The organism is Sphingopyxis sp. (assembly GCF_965279725.1).
Lineage (GTDB): Bacteria > Pseudomonadota > Alphaproteobacteria > Sphingomonadales > Sphingomonadaceae > Sphingopyxis.
In genome coordinates this window covers 583,309-603,164 of the sequence record NZ_CBDIIL010000003.1, presented here as the reverse complement: position 1 = coordinate 603,164, position 19,856 = coordinate 583,309, and the positions used below count along the sequence as shown (strand labels likewise).

General features: G+C 64.6%; 22 protein-coding genes and 1 tRNA gene. 13 read left to right on the top strand and 10 right to left on the bottom strand.

Going from position 1 to position 19,856, the window contains the following annotated elements; translation table 11 throughout:
• Positions 1 to 4 precede the first annotated feature (4 nt).
• Positions 5 to 1,825: an apolipoprotein N-acyltransferase gene (lnt, locus tag ACQY6T_RS11805; RefSeq protein ID WP_428630982.1), complete on the bottom strand. Its 1,821-nt coding sequence runs from the start codon at positions 1,823 to 1,825 to the stop codon at positions 5 to 7.
• Here lnt and ACQY6T_RS11800 point away from each other — a divergent pair.
• Complete coding sequence (locus tag ACQY6T_RS11800) at positions 1,824 to 2,567, top strand: hypothetical protein (RefSeq protein WP_428630981.1); 744 nt, start codon at positions 1,824 to 1,826, stop codon at positions 2,565 to 2,567. The genes lnt and ACQY6T_RS11800 overlap by 2 nt on opposite strands.
• 28 nt (positions 2,568 to 2,595) lie before the next feature.
• On the opposite strand, the gene ACQY6T_RS11795 is transcribed toward ACQY6T_RS11800, so the two are convergent.
• Positions 2,596 to 3,006: a DUF2141 domain-containing protein gene (locus ACQY6T_RS11795; RefSeq protein WP_428630980.1), complete on the bottom strand. Its 411-nt coding sequence runs from the start codon at positions 3,004 to 3,006 to the stop codon at positions 2,596 to 2,598.
• Positions 2,951 to 3,703: a sterol desaturase family protein gene (locus ACQY6T_RS11790; RefSeq protein WP_428630979.1), complete on the bottom strand. Its 753-nt coding sequence runs from the start codon at positions 3,701 to 3,703 to the stop codon at positions 2,951 to 2,953. The genes ACQY6T_RS11795 and ACQY6T_RS11790 overlap by 56 nt, the downstream gene beginning before the upstream one ends.
• A gap of 45 nt (positions 3,704 to 3,748) precedes the next feature.
• Between ACQY6T_RS11790 and crtY the strand changes: the two genes are divergently transcribed.
• Genes crtY through ACQY6T_RS11760 form a run of 6 tightly spaced genes read left to right on the top strand, consistent with a single transcriptional unit; the run spans position 3,749 to position 9,017 of the window.
• Positions 3,749 to 4,906 carry a lycopene beta-cyclase CrtY gene (gene crtY, locus ACQY6T_RS11785; RefSeq protein ID WP_428630978.1) on the top strand — a complete coding sequence of 386 codons (1,158 nt, stop codon included), beginning with the start codon at positions 3,749 to 3,751 and terminating at the stop codon, positions 4,904 to 4,906.
• The gene (locus ACQY6T_RS11780; RefSeq protein ID WP_428630977.1) at positions 4,903 to 6,381 is read left to right on the top strand and encodes a phytoene desaturase; all 1,479 of its coding nucleotides are present in this window, start codon (positions 4,903 to 4,905) and stop codon (positions 6,379 to 6,381) included. The genes crtY and ACQY6T_RS11780 overlap by 4 nt, the downstream gene beginning before the upstream one ends.
• Positions 6,381 to 6,962: a TIGR00730 family Rossman fold protein gene (locus tag ACQY6T_RS11775; RefSeq protein WP_428630976.1), complete on the top strand. Its 582-nt coding sequence runs from the start codon at positions 6,381 to 6,383 to the stop codon at positions 6,960 to 6,962. Before ACQY6T_RS11780 ends, ACQY6T_RS11775 begins: the two co-directional genes overlap by 1 nt.
• Complete coding sequence (locus ACQY6T_RS11770; RefSeq protein ID WP_428630975.1) at positions 6,962 to 7,936, top strand: phytoene/squalene synthase family protein; 975 nt, start codon at positions 6,962 to 6,964, stop codon at positions 7,934 to 7,936. The genes ACQY6T_RS11775 and ACQY6T_RS11770 overlap by 1 nt, the downstream gene beginning before the upstream one ends.
• Entirely contained in the window at positions 7,933 to 8,502 is a 570-nt protein-coding gene (gene pnuC / locus ACQY6T_RS11765; RefSeq protein ID WP_428630974.1) for a nicotinamide riboside transporter PnuC, read from the top strand. Before ACQY6T_RS11770 ends, pnuC begins: the two co-directional genes overlap by 4 nt.
• Positions 8,499 to 9,017, top strand: a complete 519-nt coding sequence (locus ACQY6T_RS11760) for an AAA family ATPase (RefSeq protein WP_428630973.1) — start codon at positions 8,499 to 8,501, stop codon at positions 9,015 to 9,017. The genes pnuC and ACQY6T_RS11760 overlap by 4 nt, the downstream gene beginning before the upstream one ends.
• A gap of 191 nt (positions 9,018 to 9,208) precedes the next feature.
• On the opposite strand, the gene ACQY6T_RS11755 is transcribed toward ACQY6T_RS11760, so the two are convergent.
• Positions 9,209 to 10,744 (bottom strand): class I adenylate-forming enzyme family protein, encoded by a 1,536-nt coding sequence (locus ACQY6T_RS11755; RefSeq protein WP_428630972.1) that lies wholly within the window; start codon positions 10,742 to 10,744, stop codon positions 9,209 to 9,211.
• Positions 10,745 to 10,832: 88 nt separating this feature from the next.
• Between ACQY6T_RS11755 and ACQY6T_RS11750 the strand changes: the two genes are divergently transcribed.
• The 4 genes from ACQY6T_RS11750 (at position 10,833) to ACQY6T_RS11735 (ending at position 14,602) form a co-directional block, all read left to right on the top strand.
• Complete coding sequence (locus ACQY6T_RS11750; RefSeq protein ID WP_428630971.1) at positions 10,833 to 11,591, top strand: response regulator transcription factor; 759 nt, start codon at positions 10,833 to 10,835, stop codon at positions 11,589 to 11,591.
• Between the two features lie 67 nt (positions 11,592 to 11,658).
• Positions 11,659 to 13,185, top strand: a complete 1,527-nt coding sequence (locus ACQY6T_RS11745; protein ID WP_428630970.1) for an acyl-CoA synthetase — start codon at positions 11,659 to 11,661, stop codon at positions 13,183 to 13,185.
• On the top strand, positions 13,185 to 13,802 hold the full coding sequence (locus tag ACQY6T_RS11740; protein WP_428630969.1) for a 2-hydroxychromene-2-carboxylate isomerase: 618 nt from the start codon (positions 13,185 to 13,187) through the stop codon (positions 13,800 to 13,802). The genes ACQY6T_RS11745 and ACQY6T_RS11740 overlap by 1 nt, the downstream gene beginning before the upstream one ends.
• Positions 13,799 to 14,602, top strand: coding sequence for a crotonase/enoyl-CoA hydratase family protein (locus ACQY6T_RS11735; RefSeq protein ID WP_428630968.1), 804 nt, complete (start codon positions 13,799 to 13,801; stop codon positions 14,600 to 14,602). The genes ACQY6T_RS11740 and ACQY6T_RS11735 overlap by 4 nt, the downstream gene beginning before the upstream one ends.
• A gap of 33 nt (positions 14,603 to 14,635) precedes the next feature.
• Here the strand turns inward: ACQY6T_RS11735 and ACQY6T_RS11730 are convergent, their stop codons facing one another.
• From ACQY6T_RS11730 to ACQY6T_RS11705, 6 genes are read right to left on the bottom strand one after another with little or no spacing between them, the layout of a single operon-like run.
• The gene (locus ACQY6T_RS11730) at positions 14,636 to 15,328 is read right to left on the bottom strand and encodes an ATP12 family chaperone protein (protein ID WP_428630967.1); all 693 of its coding nucleotides are present in this window, start codon (positions 15,326 to 15,328) and stop codon (positions 14,636 to 14,638) included.
• Positions 15,325 to 15,564: a hypothetical protein gene (locus ACQY6T_RS11725; RefSeq protein ID WP_428630966.1), complete on the bottom strand. Its 240-nt coding sequence runs from the start codon at positions 15,562 to 15,564 to the stop codon at positions 15,325 to 15,327. The genes ACQY6T_RS11730 and ACQY6T_RS11725 overlap by 4 nt, the downstream gene beginning before the upstream one ends.
• The gene (locus tag ACQY6T_RS11720) at positions 15,561 to 16,181 is read right to left on the bottom strand and encodes an FMN-binding negative transcriptional regulator (RefSeq protein ID WP_428630965.1); all 621 of its coding nucleotides are present in this window, start codon (positions 16,179 to 16,181) and stop codon (positions 15,561 to 15,563) included. The genes ACQY6T_RS11725 and ACQY6T_RS11720 overlap by 4 nt, the downstream gene beginning before the upstream one ends.
• Positions 16,181 to 17,410: an RluA family pseudouridine synthase gene (locus ACQY6T_RS11715; protein WP_428630964.1), complete on the bottom strand. Its 1,230-nt coding sequence runs from the start codon at positions 17,408 to 17,410 to the stop codon at positions 16,181 to 16,183. The genes ACQY6T_RS11720 and ACQY6T_RS11715 overlap by 1 nt, the downstream gene beginning before the upstream one ends.
• Positions 17,407 to 17,787 carry a fluoride efflux transporter CrcB gene (gene crcB, locus ACQY6T_RS11710; RefSeq protein ID WP_428630963.1) on the bottom strand — a complete coding sequence of 127 codons (381 nt, stop codon included), beginning with the start codon at positions 17,785 to 17,787 and terminating at the stop codon, positions 17,407 to 17,409. The genes ACQY6T_RS11715 and crcB overlap by 4 nt, the downstream gene beginning before the upstream one ends.
• A gap of 51 nt (positions 17,788 to 17,838) precedes the next feature.
• Positions 17,839 to 18,420, bottom strand: coding sequence for a thermonuclease family protein (locus ACQY6T_RS11705; protein WP_428630962.1), 582 nt, complete (start codon positions 18,418 to 18,420; stop codon positions 17,839 to 17,841).
• Positions 18,421 to 18,654: 234 nt separating this feature from the next.
• On the opposite strand from ACQY6T_RS11705, the gene ACQY6T_RS11700 reads away from it, so the two are divergent.
• Both ACQY6T_RS11700 and ACQY6T_RS11695 read left to right on the top strand, forming a co-directional pair.
• Entirely contained in the window at positions 18,655 to 19,671 is a 1,017-nt protein-coding gene (locus ACQY6T_RS11700) for a MarR family transcriptional regulator (RefSeq protein WP_428630961.1), read from the top strand.
• Positions 19,672 to 19,725: 54 nt separating this feature from the next.
• Positions 19,726 to 19,801: transfer RNA gene (locus tag ACQY6T_RS11695), tRNA-Val, on the top strand.
• The last annotated feature ends 55 nt before the right edge of the window (positions 19,802 to 19,856 follow it).

The following is a 19,856-nucleotide window of genomic DNA, read 5'->3' as shown; positions in this document are numbered from 1 at the left end:
GCTGTTAACGGCCACGGCGGCGAAAGGCAATGCCCAGCGCGAGTAACAGCAGCGCAAATCCGACAGGCAGCATGTTGCCATAGCGGGCGAACAGCGTCGGCGCATGCGCCGGGGGAAGGACCGTGTCGATCCGCCCCGCGCCGTGCATCGGCAACGATTCGAGCACCCGGCCGTCGGCGTCGATCACCGCGCTGATCCCGGTCGGGGTTGCACGCACGACCGGCAATCCCTCCTCGATCGCGCGCAGGCGCGCCTGCGCCAGATGCTGCGGCGGACCCCAGCCGCCGAACCAGGCGTCGTTCGACGGGTTGAAGATGAAATCGGGACGGTGGGCGCGGTCGACGACCTGCCCTGAAAAGATAACCTCGTAACAGATTTGCAGCCCTGCCTTGCCGAACGCACCGAGGTCGAGCGTATGCGGTCCGGGACCGGGCCAGAAATCGATGTCGCCGGGCGCCAGCCGCGACAGGCCGATCGCCGACAGAACGGGGCGCAGTGGCAAATATTCGCCATAAGGGACCAGATGCGCCTTGTCGTAACGTGGGCCCAGCGTGCCGTCGGCATGGATGGTCATCACCGCGTTTCGCGCGCCAGTGACCTCGCCCGTCTTGTCGAGCTCCAGCTTCAACGCGCCGAGCAACATCAAATCGTCGGGGTTCATCAAAGCGATCAGCCGCGCGCGCGCCGCGGCGGGCGATCGGTCATAGTAGGGCGGGGGGTAACCGGCCTCGAGATAGTCGGGGACCGCTGCCTCGGGCCACAGGATCAGGCGCGGGGTATCGTCCTTCGCCGCGGTCAGCCGCGCGAGCTTGGCGAAATTCGCATCGGCCTTGGCGCCCACCCATTTGTCCGCCTGCCCGACATTGGGCTGGACGACGGTGATGGGAATGGCGGGGTCTCTCGACGCCAGATAATCGGCTTCGCCCCAGCTTTGCATGCTCATGAACAGGACGGGAAATCCGAACAGCAAAACCGGACCCAGCATGATCGCGGACAGGATCGTGCCGTCGCGAACCCCGCCGCGGAACATCGCGGCCCATTTCGGCACGAGCAGCAATCCCCAGCCAATCCACAACAGGGCAAGCGCAGAAACGCCGTAGGTGCCGATCAACGCGGTGGGACCGGCCAGATGTATCGGGACAAGGAAGGCGCTCAGCGGATTCCACGCAAAGCCGGTGAAGACCCAGCTGCGCAGCCATTCGGTGAGCGTCCACAGCGCGGCAAAGGCGAGGATGAAGGACAGCGTCACCCCTGCGAAGGCAGAGGCCGTTGTCGGAATGGCGCCGTCGTCGCTGTGTAAACCGCCAGCGGTCCCTGCCGTCGCGGGGACGACGGATGTTTTGGCGGGGACGACGAATTTGCCAATTGCCCACGCCCCCCAAGCCGCCAACGCTGGATACACCGACAGATACAGCGCCAGCAGCAGCACCGCGACCCACCCCAGCCACGCGGGCATCGCCGCCTGATAGGTAAAGGCGGTCGCAATCCAGTTCAGCCCGACGACAAAATGCCCGACCCCGAACGCCCAGCCGACCCCGAGCGCGCGCCAGCCTTTGGGACTGCGCGCTACGAGCGCCATCCATCCCGCGAGCGCAAGAAGTGTCAGCGGCCAGATATGCAGCGGCGCAAAGCCCGTCGCCGAAACGGCACCCAGAAACAGGGCGACAAGCTTTGGCCAGCGGTCGGCGAAAGCGGCGATGCGGGGGGATAGCGCGGTCACGCGCGTTGCTTTAGCGCCGCGCTCGCGCGCCCACAATGGCGCTTGCCTTGCGCCCGGCAATTGCCCAGCATCGCGGCCGGGCGACAGCGCGGGGAGGATCGGCATGGGATGGACCTTATGGGCGGCGTTCGGGCTTTTGTCCGCAGCGATCGCGCAAACTCCCGAGATGGAAACTTATGACGCGGCGCAGGCAGGGGCCGACAGCCTGTCGATGCAGGCGCCCTCGTGGCTCAGCGCCATGCCTGCGGTGCGCCAACGCGAAATACGCTGCGTCGCGCTTGCCGCCATGGTGATGAAACAGGCTGACGACGGCACCGGCGGCGAAACCTATGGCCTGACCCCGCGAAAGGCCGAAACGCTTGGCGTCCGCCTGACGCAGGCGATCATGGCCGAGCGCGTCTATACCAATGCCGAAGTGAGCGCGGTCTATCAGGCGGATTCCAACGGCTTCCTCTGGGATCATCAGTCCAGCAGCGATGCTGAATGGAAGGCCGCATTCGACGACGGGATCGCCGCATGCCAGCCGCTATACGACAGCATCGACCCCAGCGGCGAGCGGACGGTTGCCGGGCTGGCCCCTATATCGCCGCCCGATGCGGGGACATGCTATGCAATTCTGATCCAGCTGGCGACCGCGACGCTGAAGCCGGCGCCGGACAGCGGGGATTTCGAGGCCATGGCGACCCGGGTTGAGCAACGGTTCAAGACCGAAAATGAGAACGGAGCTGCGGCCGACGCCCAACTCGGCGAGGCCTTTAATGGTTTCCGCCCCGAGGTATTCAATGCGCTGCCGGAACCTGTGGCGAAATCCCGGATTGCCGCCTGCGTGACTATGGCGGGCGAATAGGGCGCCGACCGAAAGGCAGCGAGCCGCCTTACAGCATATATTTCATCTTGATTGCCTGCCGCGTGTCGCCGCTAACGGCAAAGCTCGCCGATTTGAAACTCGGCGCGCCGACGGTGATCGTCGGATTGCGCGAAAAGCCGAAGCCTTCTTTGGGCATGAACAGCGCCATATCCATCTTGTGGTTGCTGTTTTCGTCGTGGACGACTGCGATCGCATAGGTGCCATTGGCGGGCGCAACGATCGTGAATGCGCTGGCGTTCGCGGCCTTCACCGCCATCCGCACCGACGCCTTGTCCTTGCTGCAATCGGGAAACGCCTTGGGATTGGTGGTCAGGCAGACGAGTATTTGCCCCTTTGTATTGCGCAGCCCGGTGACGCTGACCTCAACCGTCGGTGGTATGCTCGCGGCGGCGGCGGTGAGCAGTATCAAAGCTGCCAAGCCCCAGATCGGTGCCGCATGCCTTGTCCCAGAAACGGAAATAAAGCCCATAATTCCCCCGATACGCGGCGTGATGCTGCTCGTGATGCGTCGCGGTTATCAGCCACCGCCCGACTGGTCCATGAACAAGAGCGCGCGGGAACATTTCCCAGCCCATGTGATTGCCGACCCCCATGACCGTCATGATCGTCAGCACCAGGCCCAACACCGCGACATGAATCGGGACCAGAAACACCAGCGCCGGGATGACGATAGCGCCGGTGATCGCCTCCACGGGGTGGAAACTCATCGCCGCCCAAGCAGTCGGCGGTCGGCTTTCATGGTGCACCGCGTGCGCGATGCGGAACAGGCGCGGCCGGTGCATCCAGCGGTGGGTCCAGTAAAACCATGTGTCGTGGGCGAGCAGATAGACGAAAAGGCTGATCGGCAGGTACCACAGCGGCAAGGCGTCGAGATCCGTATAGATGCGCGTCCACCCATGGGCCTGCCATCCCCACGCCACCACGCCCGCCGGAATCCCGTAAATGGCGGCGCTCGCCAAGCTCCAGCCGATTTCGCGCCGCATTTGAGGCTCCAGCCCGCGATAGAGCCCGGGATGCTTGATCCGCGTTGCCAGCGCAAAGCCGCCGCTGCTGATCAGGTAACGGACCCCGACGATCAGCGTCATGGCCAGCGCAGAGAAAATGATCGCGGTCATGCGTCCGCCCTAGCCGCCCGCGCGCGCTGCGGCTAGGGCGGACGCATGACCGCGCCCGAACCCGATACTTGCGACATCGCCATCGTCGGTGGCGGGCTGGCTGGCGGGCTCGCGGTATTGGCGCTCGCGGCAAAGCGGCCCGCGCTCGATGTGCGGCTGATTGAGCCCGACGCGATCGGCGGCAATCATATCTGGTCCTTTTTCGACAGCGACATCGCGCGCGGCGACCGCTGGCTGGTCGCGCCGCTCGTTCGCCACCATTGGGACAGCTATGACGTCGCTTTCCCGGCGCGCGAACGGCGGGTGCGGATGGGGTATAAAAGCATCACCGGCGAGGCGCTCGCCGAAACGGTGGCCGCGGCGCTGCCGCCGGGACGGATCATCGCCGACAAGGCCAAACATGTCGCACCCGACCATGTCCTGCTGGGCCGTGGCGGGCGATTGTCGGCGAAGCATGTCATCGACGCGCGCGGGGCCGGCAAGCTGACGATGCTCGATTGCGGGTGGCAGAAATTCGTCGGCCAGGCGCTGACCGTTGAGGGCGGCCATGGGGTCGACCGGCCGGTAGTAATGGATGCGACGGTCGAGCAATTGGACGGCTATCGTTTTGTCTATCTGCTGCCGCTCGATGCCCAGACCGTCTTTGTGGAGGACACCTATTACAGCGACAGCGCCGAACTCGACGTTGCGGTGGTGCGCGACCGGATCGCCACTTTTGCCGCGCGCCGCCAATGGAACATCACCGCAGTGACGCGCGAGGAAACTGGCGTGCTGCCGGTCGTTGTCGCGGGCGATTTCGACCGTCTGTGGCCGCCGGCCGACCGGGTGGCCCGGATCGGGGTGCGCGCCGGGGTGTTTCACGCCATGACCGGCTATTCACTGCCCGACGCAGTGCGGACGGCGGCGGCGCTTCCTGCGCTGATCGACCGCGGCGAGCTTGGCGTGCGGCTGCGCGCGCGCGCCGCGGCGTCGTGGCGCCGCCAGCGTTTCTACCGCATGCTCGGCGCGATGCTGTTCCGCGCCGCCGATCCGGGCGAACGATATCGTATCTTTCAGCGTTTCTATGGCCTGCCGTCCGGCCTGATCGCGCGTTTCTATGCCGGTCGGTCGAACACCGCCGACAAACTGCGCATCCTGTCGGGCAAACCGCCCGTATCTGTACGCCGCGCGATTGCGGCGCTTTCGAAACTGGACTGGAAATGACCCGTACCGCTATCGTTATCGGCGCCGGCTTCGGCGGCCTCGCGCTCGCCATCCGGCTGCAATCGGCGGGGGTCGCGACGACGATTGTCGAGGCGCGCGACAAGGCGGGCGGGCGCGGCTATCACTGGCAGCGGCAGGGGTTCACCTTCGACGCCGGACCGACGGTGATCACCGATCCGCCTTGCCTTCAGGAATTATGGGCGCTCAGCGGGCAGGATATGGCCGCCGACGTGACGCTCGACCCGGTGATGCCCTTTTACCGGCTCAACTGGCCCGACGGCACCAATTTCGATTATTCGAACGACGAAGCGGCGCTGAATGCCGAGATCGCCAAGCTCAACCCCGCCGATGTCGCGGGATACGAGAAATTCCTGACCTATTCGAAGGGGGTTTACGAGGAGGGCTATATCAAGCTTGGCTCGGCGGCCTTCCTCGACTTCGCCTCGATGATCAAGGCGGCGCCGGCGCTGATGAAATATCAGGCGTGGCGCAGCGTCTATTCGATCGTGTCCTCCTATGTGCAGGACGAGCGGCTGCGGCAGGCGCTGTCGTTCCACACGCTGCTCGTCGGCGGCAATCCGATGAACACCAGTTCGATCTATGCGTTGATCCACACGATCGAAAAAGAGGGCGGGGTGTGGTTCGCGCGCGGCGGCACCAACCGGCTGGTCGCGGGGATGGTGGCGCTATTCGAACGGCTGGGCGGGACGATCCGCCTCGCTGATCCGGTGACGAAGATCGAGACGCAGGGCGACCGCGCGACCGCGGTGCAGACCGTAAGCGGCTGGCGCGGCGCCGCCGACATGATCGCGTCGAACGGCGACATGATGCACAATTATGCCGCGCTGCTGAGCGATCATCCGCGCGGTCGCAAGGCGGCGAAATCGTTGAAGCGTAAACGCTGGTCGCCGTCGCTGTTCGTCGTCCATTTCGGGGTGAAGGGCGACTATCCCGACATCGCGCATCACAGCATCTTGTTTGGGCCGCGCTACAAGGGGCTGCTCGACGACATCTACAAGAATGGCGTCGTGCCTGACGATTTCTCGTTGTACCTCCACCACCCGACCGCGACCGATAAGGCGATGGCGCCAGATGGCTATTCGACCTTCTACGTCCTCGCCCCGGTCGCGCATTTGGGCAAGGCGAAGGTCGATTGGGACGGCGCGTTCGGTCAGCAATTCGCTGACGCGATCCTGGACGAGGTCGAGGCGCGGGTGCTGCCGGGGCTCAAAGCCAATCTTGCGACCAGCTTCCATTACACCCCCGCCGATTTCGGCCGCGACCTGTCGGCGCATCTGGGCAGCGCGTTCAGCCTGGAACCCGTGCTGTGGCAATCGGCGTGGTTCCGCGCCCATAACCGCGACGATGTGATTTCCAATCTTTACTTCGTCGGCGCCGGGACGCATCCGGGCGCGGGTATCCCGGGGGTCGTCGGCAGCGCGAAGGCGACCGCGAAACTGATGTTGGAAGCATGATGAAACGCCTTGCCGTCTATTGCGGGTCCGCGACCCCCGCCGATCCGATCTATATCGAAACCGCGCGTCACGTTGGGCACACGCTCGCCCAGCGCGGCATCGGCGTCGTTTATGGCGGTGGCCGCCTCGGCCTGATGGGCGCGGTCGCCGACAGTGCGCTTGCTGCGGGTGGCGAGGTGATCGGGGTCATCCCTGACGCGCTGGTCGGTAGCGAGGTCGCGCATCAGGGCTGTACCGAATTGCATGTCGTCGCGGGCATGCACGAACGCAAAAAGATGTTCACCGACCTGTCCGACGGCTTCCTCACCATCCCCGGCGGCGTCGGCACGATGGACGAATTGTGGGAAGCGATCAGCTGGGCGCAGCTTGGCTATCATGCCAAGCCGGTCGGGCTGCTCAACGCCGCGGGCTTCTATAACGATCTGATCGCGTTCAACGCGCACATGATCGACGTCGGTTTCATCCGTCCGGCGCACGCCGGGATCATGGTCGTCGATGCCAGCCTCGAACCGTTGCTCGACAAAATGGCGGCCTATGAACCCCATGCCCCGATCTTCGCGATGAAGGCCGACGATCTTTAATGAATGCGGCGGGGGTCTATGATGCGAACGCCCTCCACGGTTTCGCGCACGACAGCATCGCTCGCGGATCGAAAAGCTTCGCGCTCGCCAGCCAGCTGTTCGATCGTGAAACGCGCGAGCGGGTGTGGCTGCTCTATGCCTGGTGCCGCGCCGCCGACGATCTGACCGACGGTCAGGATCATGGCGGCGCGATGTCGCAGGATCATGATGCGCAGGCCGCGCTCGCCCGCATCCGCACGCTCACCGACGCCGCTTTTGCACGGCAGCCGACCGGCGACATGGCGTTCGATGCGCTCGGTTATCTGCTCACCGACGTCGCGATCCCGCGCGCCGTCATCGACGACATTATCGCCGGCTTCGCGCTCGACGCCGACGACTGGCGCCCGCGCAGCGAGGCCGACCTGCTGCGCTATTGCTATCATGTCGCCGGCGCGGTCGGGGTCGCGATGGCGCTAGTGATGGGGGTCGACCCCGACGATGAAGCGACGCTCGACCGCGCCTGCGACCTCGGCATCGCGTTCCAGCTCGCGAATATCGCGCGCGATGTGGCGGAGGATGCCGCCGCCGACCGCTGTTACCTGCCGATGGCGTGGATGGTCGAACTCGACATCCCGCCGGGCCAGCACATGCACCCCGCCTTTCGCGGGCGATTAACCGTGATGGCCAAATGGCTCGCCGAAATGGCGGCAGAATATGAAGCGTCGGCGCGCTGGGGTGCCCGCAAACTGAGCCCACGGAGCCGCTGGGCGGTGCTCGCCGCCGCCGGCATCTATGGCGACATCGCGCGCGAGGTGCGCGCTCGCGGTGACCACGCCTGGGACCACCGCGCCCGCACGACGCGGCTCGCCAAACTCGGCTGGATCGCGCGCGCCGGCTGGTCGGTGCTGCGCCGCCCGCCGCAGCACCGGATCAGCCGCGACGGCCTGTGGACGCGCCCGCGCGTGGATGTGGCGCGGCTGGACATCGCCCCATGAGCCAGATCGAGTGGCTGGCCGCGGCGCTGGTCCTCATCAACGTCGCGCTCGTCGCGCTGCGCAGCGTGTGGAACTATCCCTTCGCGCTCGTCGCGGTCAGTCTCTACGCCGTCGTTTTCTACGACGCGCGGCTTTACAGCGACATGGTCCTGCAGGGCTTTTTCTTTGCGCTCAATCTTTATGGCTGGGCCAGCTGGATGCGCGCAAAGGACGATAGCGGGATACCGGTTGGCTGGATGACGGCGCCGGCGCGTCAGGGCTGGGCCGCAGCGACGATCGTCGCGTGGATCGCGTGGAGCTTTGCGATGGACCGCTACACCGACGCGGTGGCGCCATGGATCGACGGCGCGATCGCGATGCTCAGCATCACCGCGCAATGGCTACTCGCGCGACGGCGGGTCGAAAGCTGGTATCTGTGGATCGTCGTCGACCTGATTGCGGTGCCGCTGTTCGCGTGGCGCGGCCTCTATGCGACCAGCGCGGTCTATGTCGTACTGCTCGGCCTGTCGATCGATGGGCTGCTCCAGTGGCGCCGCGCCGCTGCGATGGGCAAGGTCCCGGCATGACACGCCATATCTGCCTGCACGGCGCCGAAAGCACCGGCAAATCGACCCTCGCGGCGCGGCTTGCGCTGCGGCTTGGGGCACTGGTCGTTCCTGAATATGGCCGCACTTATGCCGAGGCGAACGGCACCGATCTCGACGAGGTCGACCTGCTCGCGATCTTCGACGGCCATGTCGCCGCGACGAAGCTGGCGCTGGACCAGCACCCCGACTGGCTGATCTCCGACACCGATCCGTTGATGACGCAGGCGTGGGCGATCATGCTGCTCGGCCGCCGCCTGCCCGAAATCGACCTATGGGACGATGTCGCCGACCTCTATCTCGTCCCTGCGATGGACTTGCCGTGGCAGGAGGACGGCACCCGCCTGTTCGGCAGCGATCTCGCGCGCCGCCAATTCATGGACGTCGCGCTCGGCGAGCTCGACCGGCGAAAGCTGAAATGGGCTTGGGTCGAGGGCGAGGGCGATGTGCGGTTGCAAAGCGCATTGGCGGTGGTGGATGCCGCGGGGTTGGGCTGACTTAATTGCAAAAAGCGGTTGGAACGTCCGCTTTGGGCTGGAAAACTGCCCTCATGTCTTCGTCACCCCGGACTTGATCCGGGGTCCATGACCCCTTGTACCGCGCTAAGCTGCGAGGGCAGATGGATCCTGGCGCAAGTCCGGGATGACGAACGTGTCGGGCCGCAACTGGTCGTTAGCTGACGGCCCTGCTATTTCCCCGCATAAGCGTCCCGTAATTCGCGCTTCAACACCTTGCCGATCGGGCTGCGCGGCAGTTCAGCCACGACATTAACCGCGCTCAGCCGCTGCGTTTTGCCGACCTTTGCATTGCAATCGGTCCGCACGCTTTCCGGATCGGCACCATCTTTCAGCACCACGAACGCCACCGGCGTCTCGCCCCATTCCTCGCTCGGCATGCCGACCACCGCCGCCTCGACGACGCGGCCGTCAGCCAGTAAAATGCCTTCCAGATCGCTCGGATAGATATTGAATCCGCCCGAAATGATCATGTCCTTGGCGCGGTCCATCAAGGTCAGGAACCCGTCGTCGTCGATCCGGCCGATGTCGCCGTGGCGATAGAAGAGGTTCCCCTCTGCATCATACCAATGCATCGCCTTGGTTGCATCGGGACGGTTGTTGTATCCGGTCATCATCGCCGGGCTGCGGCCGACGATTTCGCCGACCGATCCCTGCGGCAATTCCTGGCCGTCCTCGTCGATCACCTTCGCGACATGTCCCGGCGCGCACAGCCCGACCGTGTGCAGCTTGTCAGGATATTTATGCGCTTCGAGCAGGAAGGTCGCGCCGCCCTCGGTCAGCCCGTAAATCTCGACCAGCCCGCCCGGCCAGCGTGCCACCACATCGGCCTTGAGCGGCGCGGCAAACGGCGCCGAGGTGCAATATTTCATGATGAAGCTCCTGAGGTCGAACGCGTCGAAATCCTCCAGCGCCATGATACGGCGATATTGCACCGGCACTAGCATACAGTTGGTCGCGCGCTCACGCGCCGCGAGCTCCAGAAACCCGCGCGCGTCGAATTTCTTCATCAGCACGACCTGCCCGCCCGATCCCAGGGTGGGCAGGAAACTGGCCATTGTCGTGTTCGAATAAAGCGGCGTCGACAGGATCGTCACCGCCGCGGCGCCATAAGCGGGCGCGCCGCGGATGATATGCTGCCACCGCATCTTATGGCTGTGGACGATGCCCTTGGGTGTGCCGGTGGTTCCCGATGAGTAGATGATGTTGAAGCCATCTTCGGGCTGGATATCGACGCGCGCCGGTTTCGCGCCCGCCAGCGACAGCCAGGCATCAAGCGGGGTGCCGGCGTCGCTGCCATCCATCGCGATCAGATCGCTCGCGGTAATGACCTGCCCCGCCAGGCTTGTTTTCGCAGCGCTGTCGAGGAACAGGTGGCGCGCGCCGGTGTCGGCGATCATTGCCCGCATCTGTTCGCCGGTCGCGCTGTTGGTGATCAGGCCGGCAACCCCGCCGGCACGCAGCGTGCCCAGGATCACCGCCATCTGCTCGACGCTGTTCAGCCCGGCGATGGCGGTGCGGTCGCCCTTGGCGAATCCGTCCTGTTGCAGCCGCGCCGCGATTCGATCGGTCAATTGGTCCAGTTCGGACCAGCTCAGCCGCCGCAATGCATCGGCAGCCGCTACGGCTTCAGGACGTTCCGCGGCATGCGCACGGACAAGGTCGGGCAGGGTGGCGAAGTCGCCGTCAAGCATTTCGATACTGGTCATGGCTATCGGTTAGCACAGCTAAAAGGTGGTGCAATGCCGGTGGCGCGGTGGCGCGACAGCATGCTGCGACGACAACGGGGGTGTGCGGATGGCATCATCGGGCCTGGCCGGGATAGACGACAGGAAATTGCTTGTTGCCATTTACCATCCGCTCGCGGCGCGGGCGGCGGAACTGCGCGAGGCGATCGAGGCCACCGGCTGTGCAGCACATATCCTGCTGCCGCAGGCTAGCGACCTGCGGCCCTGGATCGATTCCTGTTTCGACCTGCTGCTCATCAACCCGTTTCTCGATTGGCAGGAGCCGTGCGAGTTCGTGCGGCTGTCGCGATCGATCGCCGGCAGGCGGCCGCTGCTCATCGTGTCAGACCGCGAATCGCTGGATGACCGGTTGATGGCGCTGGGCGCCGGCGCCGACGACGCCGTCGGGTGGACCGGGAATTTGCCCGAGGTAACCGCGCGCGTCGCCAGCCTGCTCCGGCGCAGCCGCATTGCTGTCGGGCAATTGGGCGAGGGTGAGCTGCGCATCGACCTGATCGACCGGCGGGTCGAGCGCGCGGGGCGGCTGATCCGACTGCCACTGCGCGAATTCGATCTGCTTACCAACCTCGCTCGCGTTCCTGACCGGCCCATCTCGCGCGCGGCGCTGCTCCGGGCGGTTTGGCGGATCGATTTCGATCCTGGCACCAATCGGGTCGAAGTGCATATGTCGCGGCTGCGTGCGAAAGTTGACCACGGCTTTGACTGGCCGATGCTGCGAACGGTGAAGGGGCAGGGCTATGCGCTGCGGTCGCGGCCCGATCGTGTGTGTTTGACGCCCGAAGGGGCGCGTTTCCCTCCCCTTGCTTGACCAAAAGTTTCAGCTTGCTACTGATCTTCGACATAACAAACCAACGATTCCCGGAGATGATGGCCCGATGCACCCTTCCGTTCACGCCCGCAGCAATCCCGCAAAACCGGCGATCATCGTCGCCGAAACCGGCGAGGCGATCAGCTATGGCGAGCTCGACGCCGCATCGAATCGCGCCGCGCAGCTGTTTCGCGCGCACGGGCTAGGGCATGAGGATGTCGTCGCCTTTATGCTCGAGAACACCCCGCATTATTATGGGCTGACATGGGGCGCCCAGCGCGCCGGCCTGCGCTACGTCTGCATTTCGTCACGGCTGACGCAGGACGAAACCGACTATATCCTCGAAAATTCGGGTGCGCAGATTCTCGTTGTTTCGGCGAGCCTCGCTGGCGCCGCGCAGCAGCTCACGACCCGGATCAAACGCTTCGCGATGGGCGGCGACATCGCTGGCTATGCAAGCTGGGAAGATGCCGTTGCATCGATGCCCGCGACGCCGGTCGCCGACGAGCGCGCCGGGGTGGACATGCTCTATTCGTCCGGAACCACGGGACGTCCCAAGGGCGTGCGCGTGCCTTTGCCCGAGGATACTGCCATCGACGCGGGCAACAGCCTGGTCATGCTCGCCTCGGCAGTTTTTCAGATCAATGCCGACAGCATCTATTTGTCTCCCGCGCCGCTCTATCACGCCGCGCCGCTGCGCTGGTCGATGACCATCCACCGGCTTGGTGGCACCGTCGTGCTGATGAAGAAATTCGATCCCGAGGCGGCGCTATCATTTATCGAAAAATATCGCGTCAACGCCAGCCAGTGGGTGCCGACCCATTTCGTTCGCATGCTCAAACTGCCCGCCGATGCGCGCACTCGTTACGATACCACGTCGCTCAAGGTCGCGATCCATGCGGCGGCGCCATGTCCGATCCCGGTCAAGCAGGCGATGATCGAGTGGTGGGGACCGGTCCTGTTCGAATATTATGCGGGATCGGAGGGGAATGGCATGACCTTTATCTCCAGCCCTGACTGGCTGACCCACAAGGGCAGCGTCGGTCGCCCGATCCTGGGTGCGGTGCATGTCATGGACGAGGACAATGAGACCGAGCTTGGTCCGAATGAAGAAGGCGCCGTCTTTTTCGAAAGCGAAAATGTCTTCGAATATCATGGAGATAACGAAAAAACCGCGTCCAGCCGCAATAGCAAGGGTTGGTCGACCCTTGGCGATGTGGGTAAGGTCGATGAAGAGGGCTTCCTCTACCTCACCGACCGCAAAAGCTTCATGATCATCACCGGCGGGGTGAACGTCTATCCGCAGGAAATCGAAAACCACCTCGTTACCCACCCCGCGGTTGCCGATGTCGCGGTCGTTGGCGGCCCGCACGACGATTTTGGCGAAGAAGTCATCGCGGTGATCCAGCCCGCGAACATGGCCGACGTGGGCGACGCGCTGCGCGACGATCTGATCGCCTATTGCCGCGAAAAACTGTCGGGGGTAAAAATTCCGCGTCGTATCGATTTCATGGAAGCGCTGCCGCGTCACGATACCGGCAAGCTTTATAAGCGCCTGCTGCGCGATCAATATTGGGACAAGGCGAAGGGGTAATGCCGCGCGCCCTTGCGTTCTTTTTCGACCTGTCGTCTCCCTGGACGTACCTCGCCTTCACCAACGTCCATGCGATCGTCGAGCGCACCGGGGCAAGGGCGATCTTCCGGCCCGTCCTGGTCGGAGGCATCTTCAATGCGGTGAACCAAAGTGTCTATGTCACGCGCGAACAGGCTGACAATCGTAAGCTCCTCCATAGCTGGAAGGTGCTGAAGGATTGGGCCCAACTCGCGGGCGTCGAGATGAATTTTCCGTCGCGATGGCACCCGGCGAAGAGCGTCAACGCGATGCGGTTTGCGGTTGCGCTTGAGGATGACCAGTCGGCGCTGATTGCGTTCGCGCACGCGGCGTTCGAAAGCTATTTCGGTGCGCAGGAAAATCTTGACGACCCCGACGTGCTGGAGGCTGTTGCCAACAGCGCGGGGCTCGCTGGCGCCGCAATCCGCGCTGCGTCGACGACTGATGCAGTGAAAGCGCGGCTGCGCGCCAACACCGAAGAGGTGATCGCGCGCGGCGGTTACGGATCGCCGTCGATTTTCGTCGATGGCGACGATATGTATTTTGGTAACGATCAACTGCCGCTCGTCGAGGCGGCGCTTGCAAGGACTCTCCCATGAAAGACCGGATTTCGATCACGATGCTCGAAGGCGGCATCGCCGACGTTCGCCTGATCCGCGCCGACAAGATGAACGCGCTCGACGCCGATATGTGGGCGGCGCTGATTGAGGCGATCGATACGCTCAAGAATATGTCCGGCCTGCGCGTCGTCGTCCTGTCGGGCGAAGGGCGCGCTTTTTGCGCGGGGCTGGACCTGTCGAGCCTCAGCGACGACCGGGCGCCGGGCGCGAGCAGCGCGGGCGGCACTCTGGCTGAACGAACGAACGGCATCGCGAACAATCCGCAATATGCCGCATGGGGCTGGCGTGAGATTCCGGTGCCGGTGATCGCCGCGGTGCACGGCGTGGCATTTGGCGCGGGCAGCCAGATCATGGCCGCCGCCGACATCCGCATCGTCCATCCAGACACGCGCATTGCGATCATGGAGATGCGCTGGGGTCTGGTGCCGGACGTCGCCGGAATGGCGTTGTGGCGGACGCAGGTCGCCGACGATGTGCTCCGCGAGATGATCTACACGAACCGCGAGTTCAACGGGTCGGAGGCCAAACTGCTGGGTTTCGCGACCCATATTTCGGACGATCCGCTGGCAAAGGCGATGGAGCTGGCCGAAGTGATCGCCGACAAGAATCCGCACGCGATCCGCGGCGCCAAGCGGCTGTGCAACATGCTGGCCGACGCGAGCGATGCCGAAATATTGCAGGCCGAAAGCGACGAGCAGGTGAAGGTCATCCGCACCCCGAACCAGATGGAGGCGGTGATGGCGGGGATGCAGAAGCGCAAGCCGAATTTCGTCGATTGATGTCCGTTACCCCCGCATTCGCGGGGGCGACGGTTAATCCAATAACTCCAGAAACCGCATGGCATTGTCCCAGTCGCGCTTATGCGCGGCACGCTGTGCCTGCGCCAAAGCATCGGCGCCCCAGCGGCGTTCCTGATATAGTTCGTCGAGGCTCACCGCTTGCCATAAGGCCGCTGCGTCAAACACCTCCTCGATGCATGCAAGGCCCGCGACGAGCGACCCGCCGATCGTGACAAGGGGGGTCAGGGCGGTCATCCGCCACGGATCGAGCGCCATCACCGCCGCGCGCAGCGCCGCGACCGTCTCCGGCGGCTGGTCGATCGGCAAGATGCCCTGCGTAATCGCAAACTCGACCGCGAATCGTTCTTCGGCCCAGGCGAGCAGCGGGTTCCACGCCGCAACCTGTTCGGCCTGCAACAGCGCGTCGCGGTCGTCGCGATAACAGAAAAGGTCGGTCGCTGCATAGGCGGCGACGGGTTCAATGAACGATGCGGGATCGGGGGTCGCCAGGTCGGTCGCAGCATTGGCCAGCCCGGTCAACGGCATGCTCACCGGATCGACGTCAGCCGCTTGCGCCTCCCACTCGGCGGCGACCGCCTCACCCAGCGCGGCGTTTGGCAAGGCCAACACCGCGCGATACGGCGTGCGCAACGGCCGTCCGTCGAGCGCGATGCCCCAGCCGCCGTCGGCTTCGACGACGCTCGCCGCTTTCCAGAATCGCTTCACAGCTCCTTTGGGCTCCGCCAACGCCGCGCGAGCAGCGTCGGGAACACCGCAAAATCGAACGCGCCGATCAGCACCACGGCGACGCCGATATAGCGGTCGGTTGGCTGGCCCATGATCGCCCAGCGGCCCGCGACGAGCACAAAGCCAACCATAACGAAAAAGGCGCCGACGATTCGCATCAGATTGATCGCAAAATAGCGTTTCTTGGCAAGCGCCTCATCGGCGGGGCTCATCATGGTTTCTCTCCTCGGCCAGCCAACTGGTCCATCAAATGGGCAAGCGCGCCATGGCCCTGCGCCTGCAGCCTATCGATCACCCGTCCGCGCTCGTCATCCGATTTGTTCTGCGACAGTTTCACTGTGGGGCGCCACGCGCTGATCGTCATTTCAAAGCCGATAATCGCGTCGGCCATCCGGCCAAAGATCGTGGGGTTCATCTTGTAGCGCGTCCACGGTGGATTGGCGCCGATGCGGCCCTCGTGATGCGCCGACAAATTGTCGAGTTGCGCCACCAGCGCCTCGCGGTCGAGCTTGCGGACGATGCCCTCCATCTCGACCGCGACATAGTTCCAGGTCGGGACCTGATCAGCCTCATTGTACCAGCCGGCGCTGACATAGGCGTCGGGTCCCTGAACAACCGCCAGAGCCGTCGCGCCATCGAGGTGCCGGGTCAGTCCGTTGCCGCGGGCGAGGTGGAATTGCAGTGTGCGGTCGTCGGCGCCCAGCACCACCGGCGCATGCGCGACCCGCGGTCCGTCAGGGGTGCTCGCAAAAATCGCGGCAAAGCCGACCTCACGCACCAGCAGCGCCGCAAGGTCCACGGTCTTGGGCCGAAAGGCGGGATCGGGATGCATCAGCCGGGCTTGGCGGTCCGCGCCGGATGCTTCTTGGCGCTCGGCTTTTTGCCCGCCGGCTTCTTTGGCGCGGGCTTACCTGGCTTGCCCGCTTTTGCCTTTTCCTTTGCCGATTTTCCGGCAAAGTCGGTCGGCTTGCTGTCGGCGGTGCGGCCGCGCCGTTCGCCGCGCCGTGCTTTGCGGATCTGCTTGCTATGCGCCTTGGCTTGGGCCTTCAGCGCCGATTTCGGCGGCGGCCCCTTTTCGCCTGCATCGATCCCGACATCGCCGAGCAGCATATCGAAACCCAGATCGTCGATGCTGGCGGCGAAATGGTCGGGCAGTTCGGCCTGCACGTCGATCGTCCCGCCGTCGGGGTGGTCGATGCGCAGTCGCCGGCTGTGCAGATGCATCTTGCGGCTAATCGTTCCGGTGAGAAACGCGCCCTTGCCGCCATATTTGCCGTCGCCGACGATCGGATGGCCGATCGCAGCCATGTGGACGCGCAACTGATGCGTGCGTCCGGTCAGCGGTTGCAACTCGACCCAAGCGGCGCTGTTTCCGGCGCGTTCGATCACGCGATAGCGGGTTTTCGAGGGCAGACCGTCGTCATGGACGTGCATCTTCTCGCCGCCCGACCCCGGCTGCTTTGCCAGCGGCAGGTCGATCTCGCCCTGCTGGATGTCGGGTACCCCGACGATCAACGCCCAATAGGTTTTGCGTGCGCTGCGGTTTGAAAAGCTTTTGGCAAAAAAGGCCGCCGCCTTTGGCGTGCGTGCAATCAGCAGAGCGCCCGACGTGTCCTTATCGAGCCGGTGGACGAGTTTGGGTCGCGTCGGCCCGTCGAATTTGAGCGCATCGAGCAGCCCGTCGACATGCGCGTCGGTCTTGGTCCCGCCTTGCGTCGCGAGCCCGGGCGGCTTGTTTAGCACCAGGGCGCTCGCGTCGCGGTGGATCATCATGCCTGTCGCCAATTCGACATCGGCGTCGGTTAGCGGGCGGCCCTTGCGTGCCGGGCGTGCCGCGGCCTCGACCGGTGGCGTCGGCATGACCAATATCTGACCGGTCGCGATCCGGTCGGAGACGTCGGCCTTTTTCCCGTCGAGCGTCAGCGCCCCTGACCGCGCCCAGCGCGCGAGCAGCGCATGCGGAGTCCCTTCGCGGTGACGCTTGAACCAGCGATCGAGCCGGATGCCGTCGTCTTCCTCGGCGATGGTCGCGCCATCAAGAGTCGCCCTGGTGTCGCTCATGCTGACACCTGTCGCATGACAAACAAGCCTAGTCCGCAGGCGATGATCGCACCAGTGACCGAGGCGATGACATAGGCGGCCGCCTGAGCGTTTTGGCCGCGTTCGAAAAGCATCCAGAATTCCATACTGAAAGAGGAGAAAGTGGTGAAACCGCCGAGAACCCCGACGCCGACGAACAGCCGCGTCGTTTCGCCGCCATCGCTGCTCCGCGCGAGCGATCCGATCAGCAGCCCCATCAAAAGACCGCCGACGACATTGATCGACAGCGTCCACCACGGGAAACCGGGGCCGAGCCGCGCAAGCATCGCTTGACCCACCAGATGGCGGGCACCGGCGCCGACCGCGCCGCCGATCATGACGGGAAACAGGCTGTTCATGACGCTCGCCCTAGCCGGAAATCGCGGCGAGGCATAGCGGGTGCGTTTTCGCTATCCGTCGGGCGGCGCCAGCGCGGTTGCCGGGCGCTCGTGCGCCGCGCGCCAATCGGCGGGCTGGATAAAGTCGCCCTGCCAGATTCCACGCCGCTTTGTCTGCGCCTCGGCTTCCTCGACCATGTAGGAATCGTCCGTCGCCACCGCGCCGCCTTGACGGACCATTTCGGCGCCAAGGTCCAGACCGTCGGGAAAGGGCAGGGTGCGGCAGGCGGCGAGCGTGCGGTCGTACCGATCCTTTGCCGCCACTTCGCAATGGAGCGGCCCGCGCCCCGCGATTTTTTCGAGCATCGTGCGCGCGTCGCGGCCGCACGGCCAGCGGCTCGCATCGCTGCGTGCGCAATCCTGCCGATATTCGACCGCATCGATTCCGGTCAAGCGGATCGTCAACGACGCGCCGTCCCGTTGCACCGTCAGGCTGTCGCCGTCAATCACATGGACGAGCGGTACGGTGACGGCCGGTGTTGGCAGCCACACCCATGCCGCCAGTGCCAGCCCGATCAGCAGCAACAGCGCCGCGAGCGACCGGACGCGGCGACGCCTGCGGAGCCGGGTGAGCGAGGGGGGATTTCGGGCCATGATGCTTCGCCTGACTCGCGTCGTCCGCCTTGGCAAGCGTTGAAAAAATATTGACGAAAAGAACAAACCATGTCCAAAATGGACTTGTTCCAATCGGGCCGGCATACGCCGACTCAGGCAATGACGATAGCTTGGGTCCGATCTGGCGGCAAATGGGAACGAACAAAAGGTGAATATAGCCGAAATGACGACATAGTCACGCCAAGGTGGAGCGGTGGAAACGGGGATGGCAGCATGATGGACCAAAGGACACAAACGCGGTTGGATGTATCGGGAATGTCGCTGCCGACGGGCTGGCCGGTGACTTCGGGCCGCGCCGCGATACCCGCGCGACTGTTGATCGTCGGATCGCCAACGGCGATTCCCGATTTGTCGCTTGTAGAGGGCGTGCGTCTCGTCGCGACCGTTCCGGCAAAGCGCGCTGCAGGGCATGTGCGGCAGATGATCGGCGTCGACATGATCTGGCTGGCCGACGCGGAAACCATCGAAAGCGAGATACTTGCCGATCTTTGCTCCGCAGCGGCCGAGCGGGAATGCGGGCTGATCTGCGAAACCACGCTCGCGGGGCTTGATCGCGTTGCAGCGGCGATCCCCGAAGCGCTGCGCACCGAATATCTGGTCGATGCCGATGCGGCTGACCGGCTTGTCGCGCTGGCCGCGGCGCGGCGCACGCCGCATATGACGGTCCACGATATCGCGCGGGGCGATGCGATGGAGCGGATCGATCAACTGCAAGAGGAAGTCGCGCGTATTTCGCGCTTGCTGGGCGACCTCGCGGGTCAGCGCGGCCTGAGCGGCACGCCGACCGGCTTTGCGGGGCGAGGCGATGATTTCGCCGACTACCCGGAGCAAGTCCGCTCGCCGCCGCGCGACTACGCCGCCATCCCCCGCAGCTTCGTGCCCGAAGAGCGCATGGTCGACCGGCAACGCGCCAAAGCGGTGCGGCGGATGCTGCGCCAGCGACGGATGCGCGAACAATATTTCCCGGCCGACCTGTTCGCCGATCCGGCATGGGACATGCTGCTCGACCTGTATGCCGCGCGGCTGGAACGCCAGCCGGTGTCGGTGTCGAGCCTGTGCATCGCGGCGGCAGTTCCGGCAACGACCGCACTGCGCTGGATCAAGACGATGACCGACGCCGGGTTATTTGTGCGCGACGCCGACCCACACGACGGTCGCCGCATCTTCATCGTGCTGGCCGAAGGCGCGTGCGACGCGCTGGCGCGCTATTTCGAGGCGCTGGAGGAGTAGGCATGAGCTTGCCAGAAGGCGCGGCTTGTGGCAGGGGCGCGCTTCCCTGAACGGGGGCGATTAGCTCAGTTGGTAGAGCGTCTCGTTTACACCGAGAATGTCGGCGGTTCGAGCCCGTCATCGCCCACCATCTTCCTCCCGTCTTGTTGTGTCGGCCTGTGCGGCGTTAAGGGGCTTCCCTGTCT

Bases quoted from the DNA above. Each gene is read 5' to 3' on its own strand.
- ACQY6T_RS11700 (WP_428630961.1), top strand. From the start codon at position 18,655: ATGATGGACCAAAGGACACAAACGCGGTTGGATGTATCGGGAATGTCG.
- ACQY6T_RS11745 (WP_428630970.1), top strand. From the start codon at position 11,659: ATGCACCCTTCCGTTCACGCCCGCAGCAATCCCGCAAAACCGGCGATC.
- ACQY6T_RS11780 (WP_428630977.1), top strand. From the start codon at position 4,903: ATGACCCGTACCGCTATCGTTATCGGCGCCGGCTTCGGCGGCCTCGCG.
- ACQY6T_RS11770 (WP_428630975.1), top strand. From the start codon at position 6,962: ATGAATGCGGCGGGGGTCTATGATGCGAACGCCCTCCACGGTTTCGCG.
- ACQY6T_RS11800 (WP_428630981.1), top strand. From the start codon at position 1,824: ATGGGATGGACCTTATGGGCGGCGTTCGGGCTTTTGTCCGCAGCGATC.
- ACQY6T_RS11705 (WP_428630962.1), bottom strand. From the start codon at position 18,420: ATGGCCCGAAATCCCCCCTCGCTCACCCGGCTCCGCAGGCGTCGCCGC.
- lnt (WP_428630982.1), bottom strand. From the start codon at position 1,825: ATGCCGATCCTCCCCGCGCTGTCGCCCGGCCGCGATGCTGGGCAATTG.
- ACQY6T_RS11750 (WP_428630971.1), top strand. From the start codon at position 10,833: ATGGCATCATCGGGCCTGGCCGGGATAGACGACAGGAAATTGCTTGTT.
- ACQY6T_RS11740 (WP_428630969.1), top strand. From the start codon at position 13,185: ATGCCGCGCGCCCTTGCGTTCTTTTTCGACCTGTCGTCTCCCTGGACG.
- ACQY6T_RS11760 (WP_428630973.1), top strand. From the start codon at position 8,499: ATGACACGCCATATCTGCCTGCACGGCGCCGAAAGCACCGGCAAATCG.
- crcB (WP_428630963.1), bottom strand. From the start codon at position 17,787: ATGAACAGCCTGTTTCCCGTCATGATCGGCGGCGCGGTCGGCGCCGGT.
- ACQY6T_RS11720 (WP_428630965.1), bottom strand. From the start codon at position 16,181: ATGCATCCCGATCCCGCCTTTCGGCCCAAGACCGTGGACCTTGCGGCG.
- ACQY6T_RS11735 (WP_428630968.1), top strand. From the start codon at position 13,799: ATGAAAGACCGGATTTCGATCACGATGCTCGAAGGCGGCATCGCCGAC.
- crtY (WP_428630978.1), top strand. From the start codon at position 3,749: ATGACCGCGCCCGAACCCGATACTTGCGACATCGCCATCGTCGGTGGC.
- ACQY6T_RS11790 (WP_428630979.1), bottom strand. From the start codon at position 3,703: ATGACCGCGATCATTTTCTCTGCGCTGGCCATGACGCTGATCGTCGGG.
- ACQY6T_RS11755 (WP_428630972.1), bottom strand. From the start codon at position 10,744: ATGACCAGTATCGAAATGCTTGACGGCGACTTCGCCACCCTGCCCGAC.
- ACQY6T_RS11725 (WP_428630966.1), bottom strand. From the start codon at position 15,564: ATGATGAGCCCCGCCGATGAGGCGCTTGCCAAGAAACGCTATTTTGCG.
- pnuC (WP_428630974.1), top strand. From the start codon at position 7,933: ATGAGCCAGATCGAGTGGCTGGCCGCGGCGCTGGTCCTCATCAACGTC.
- ACQY6T_RS11775 (WP_428630976.1), top strand. From the start codon at position 6,381: ATGAAACGCCTTGCCGTCTATTGCGGGTCCGCGACCCCCGCCGATCCG.
- ACQY6T_RS11715 (WP_428630964.1), bottom strand. From the start codon at position 17,410: ATGAGCGACACCAGGGCGACTCTTGATGGCGCGACCATCGCCGAGGAA.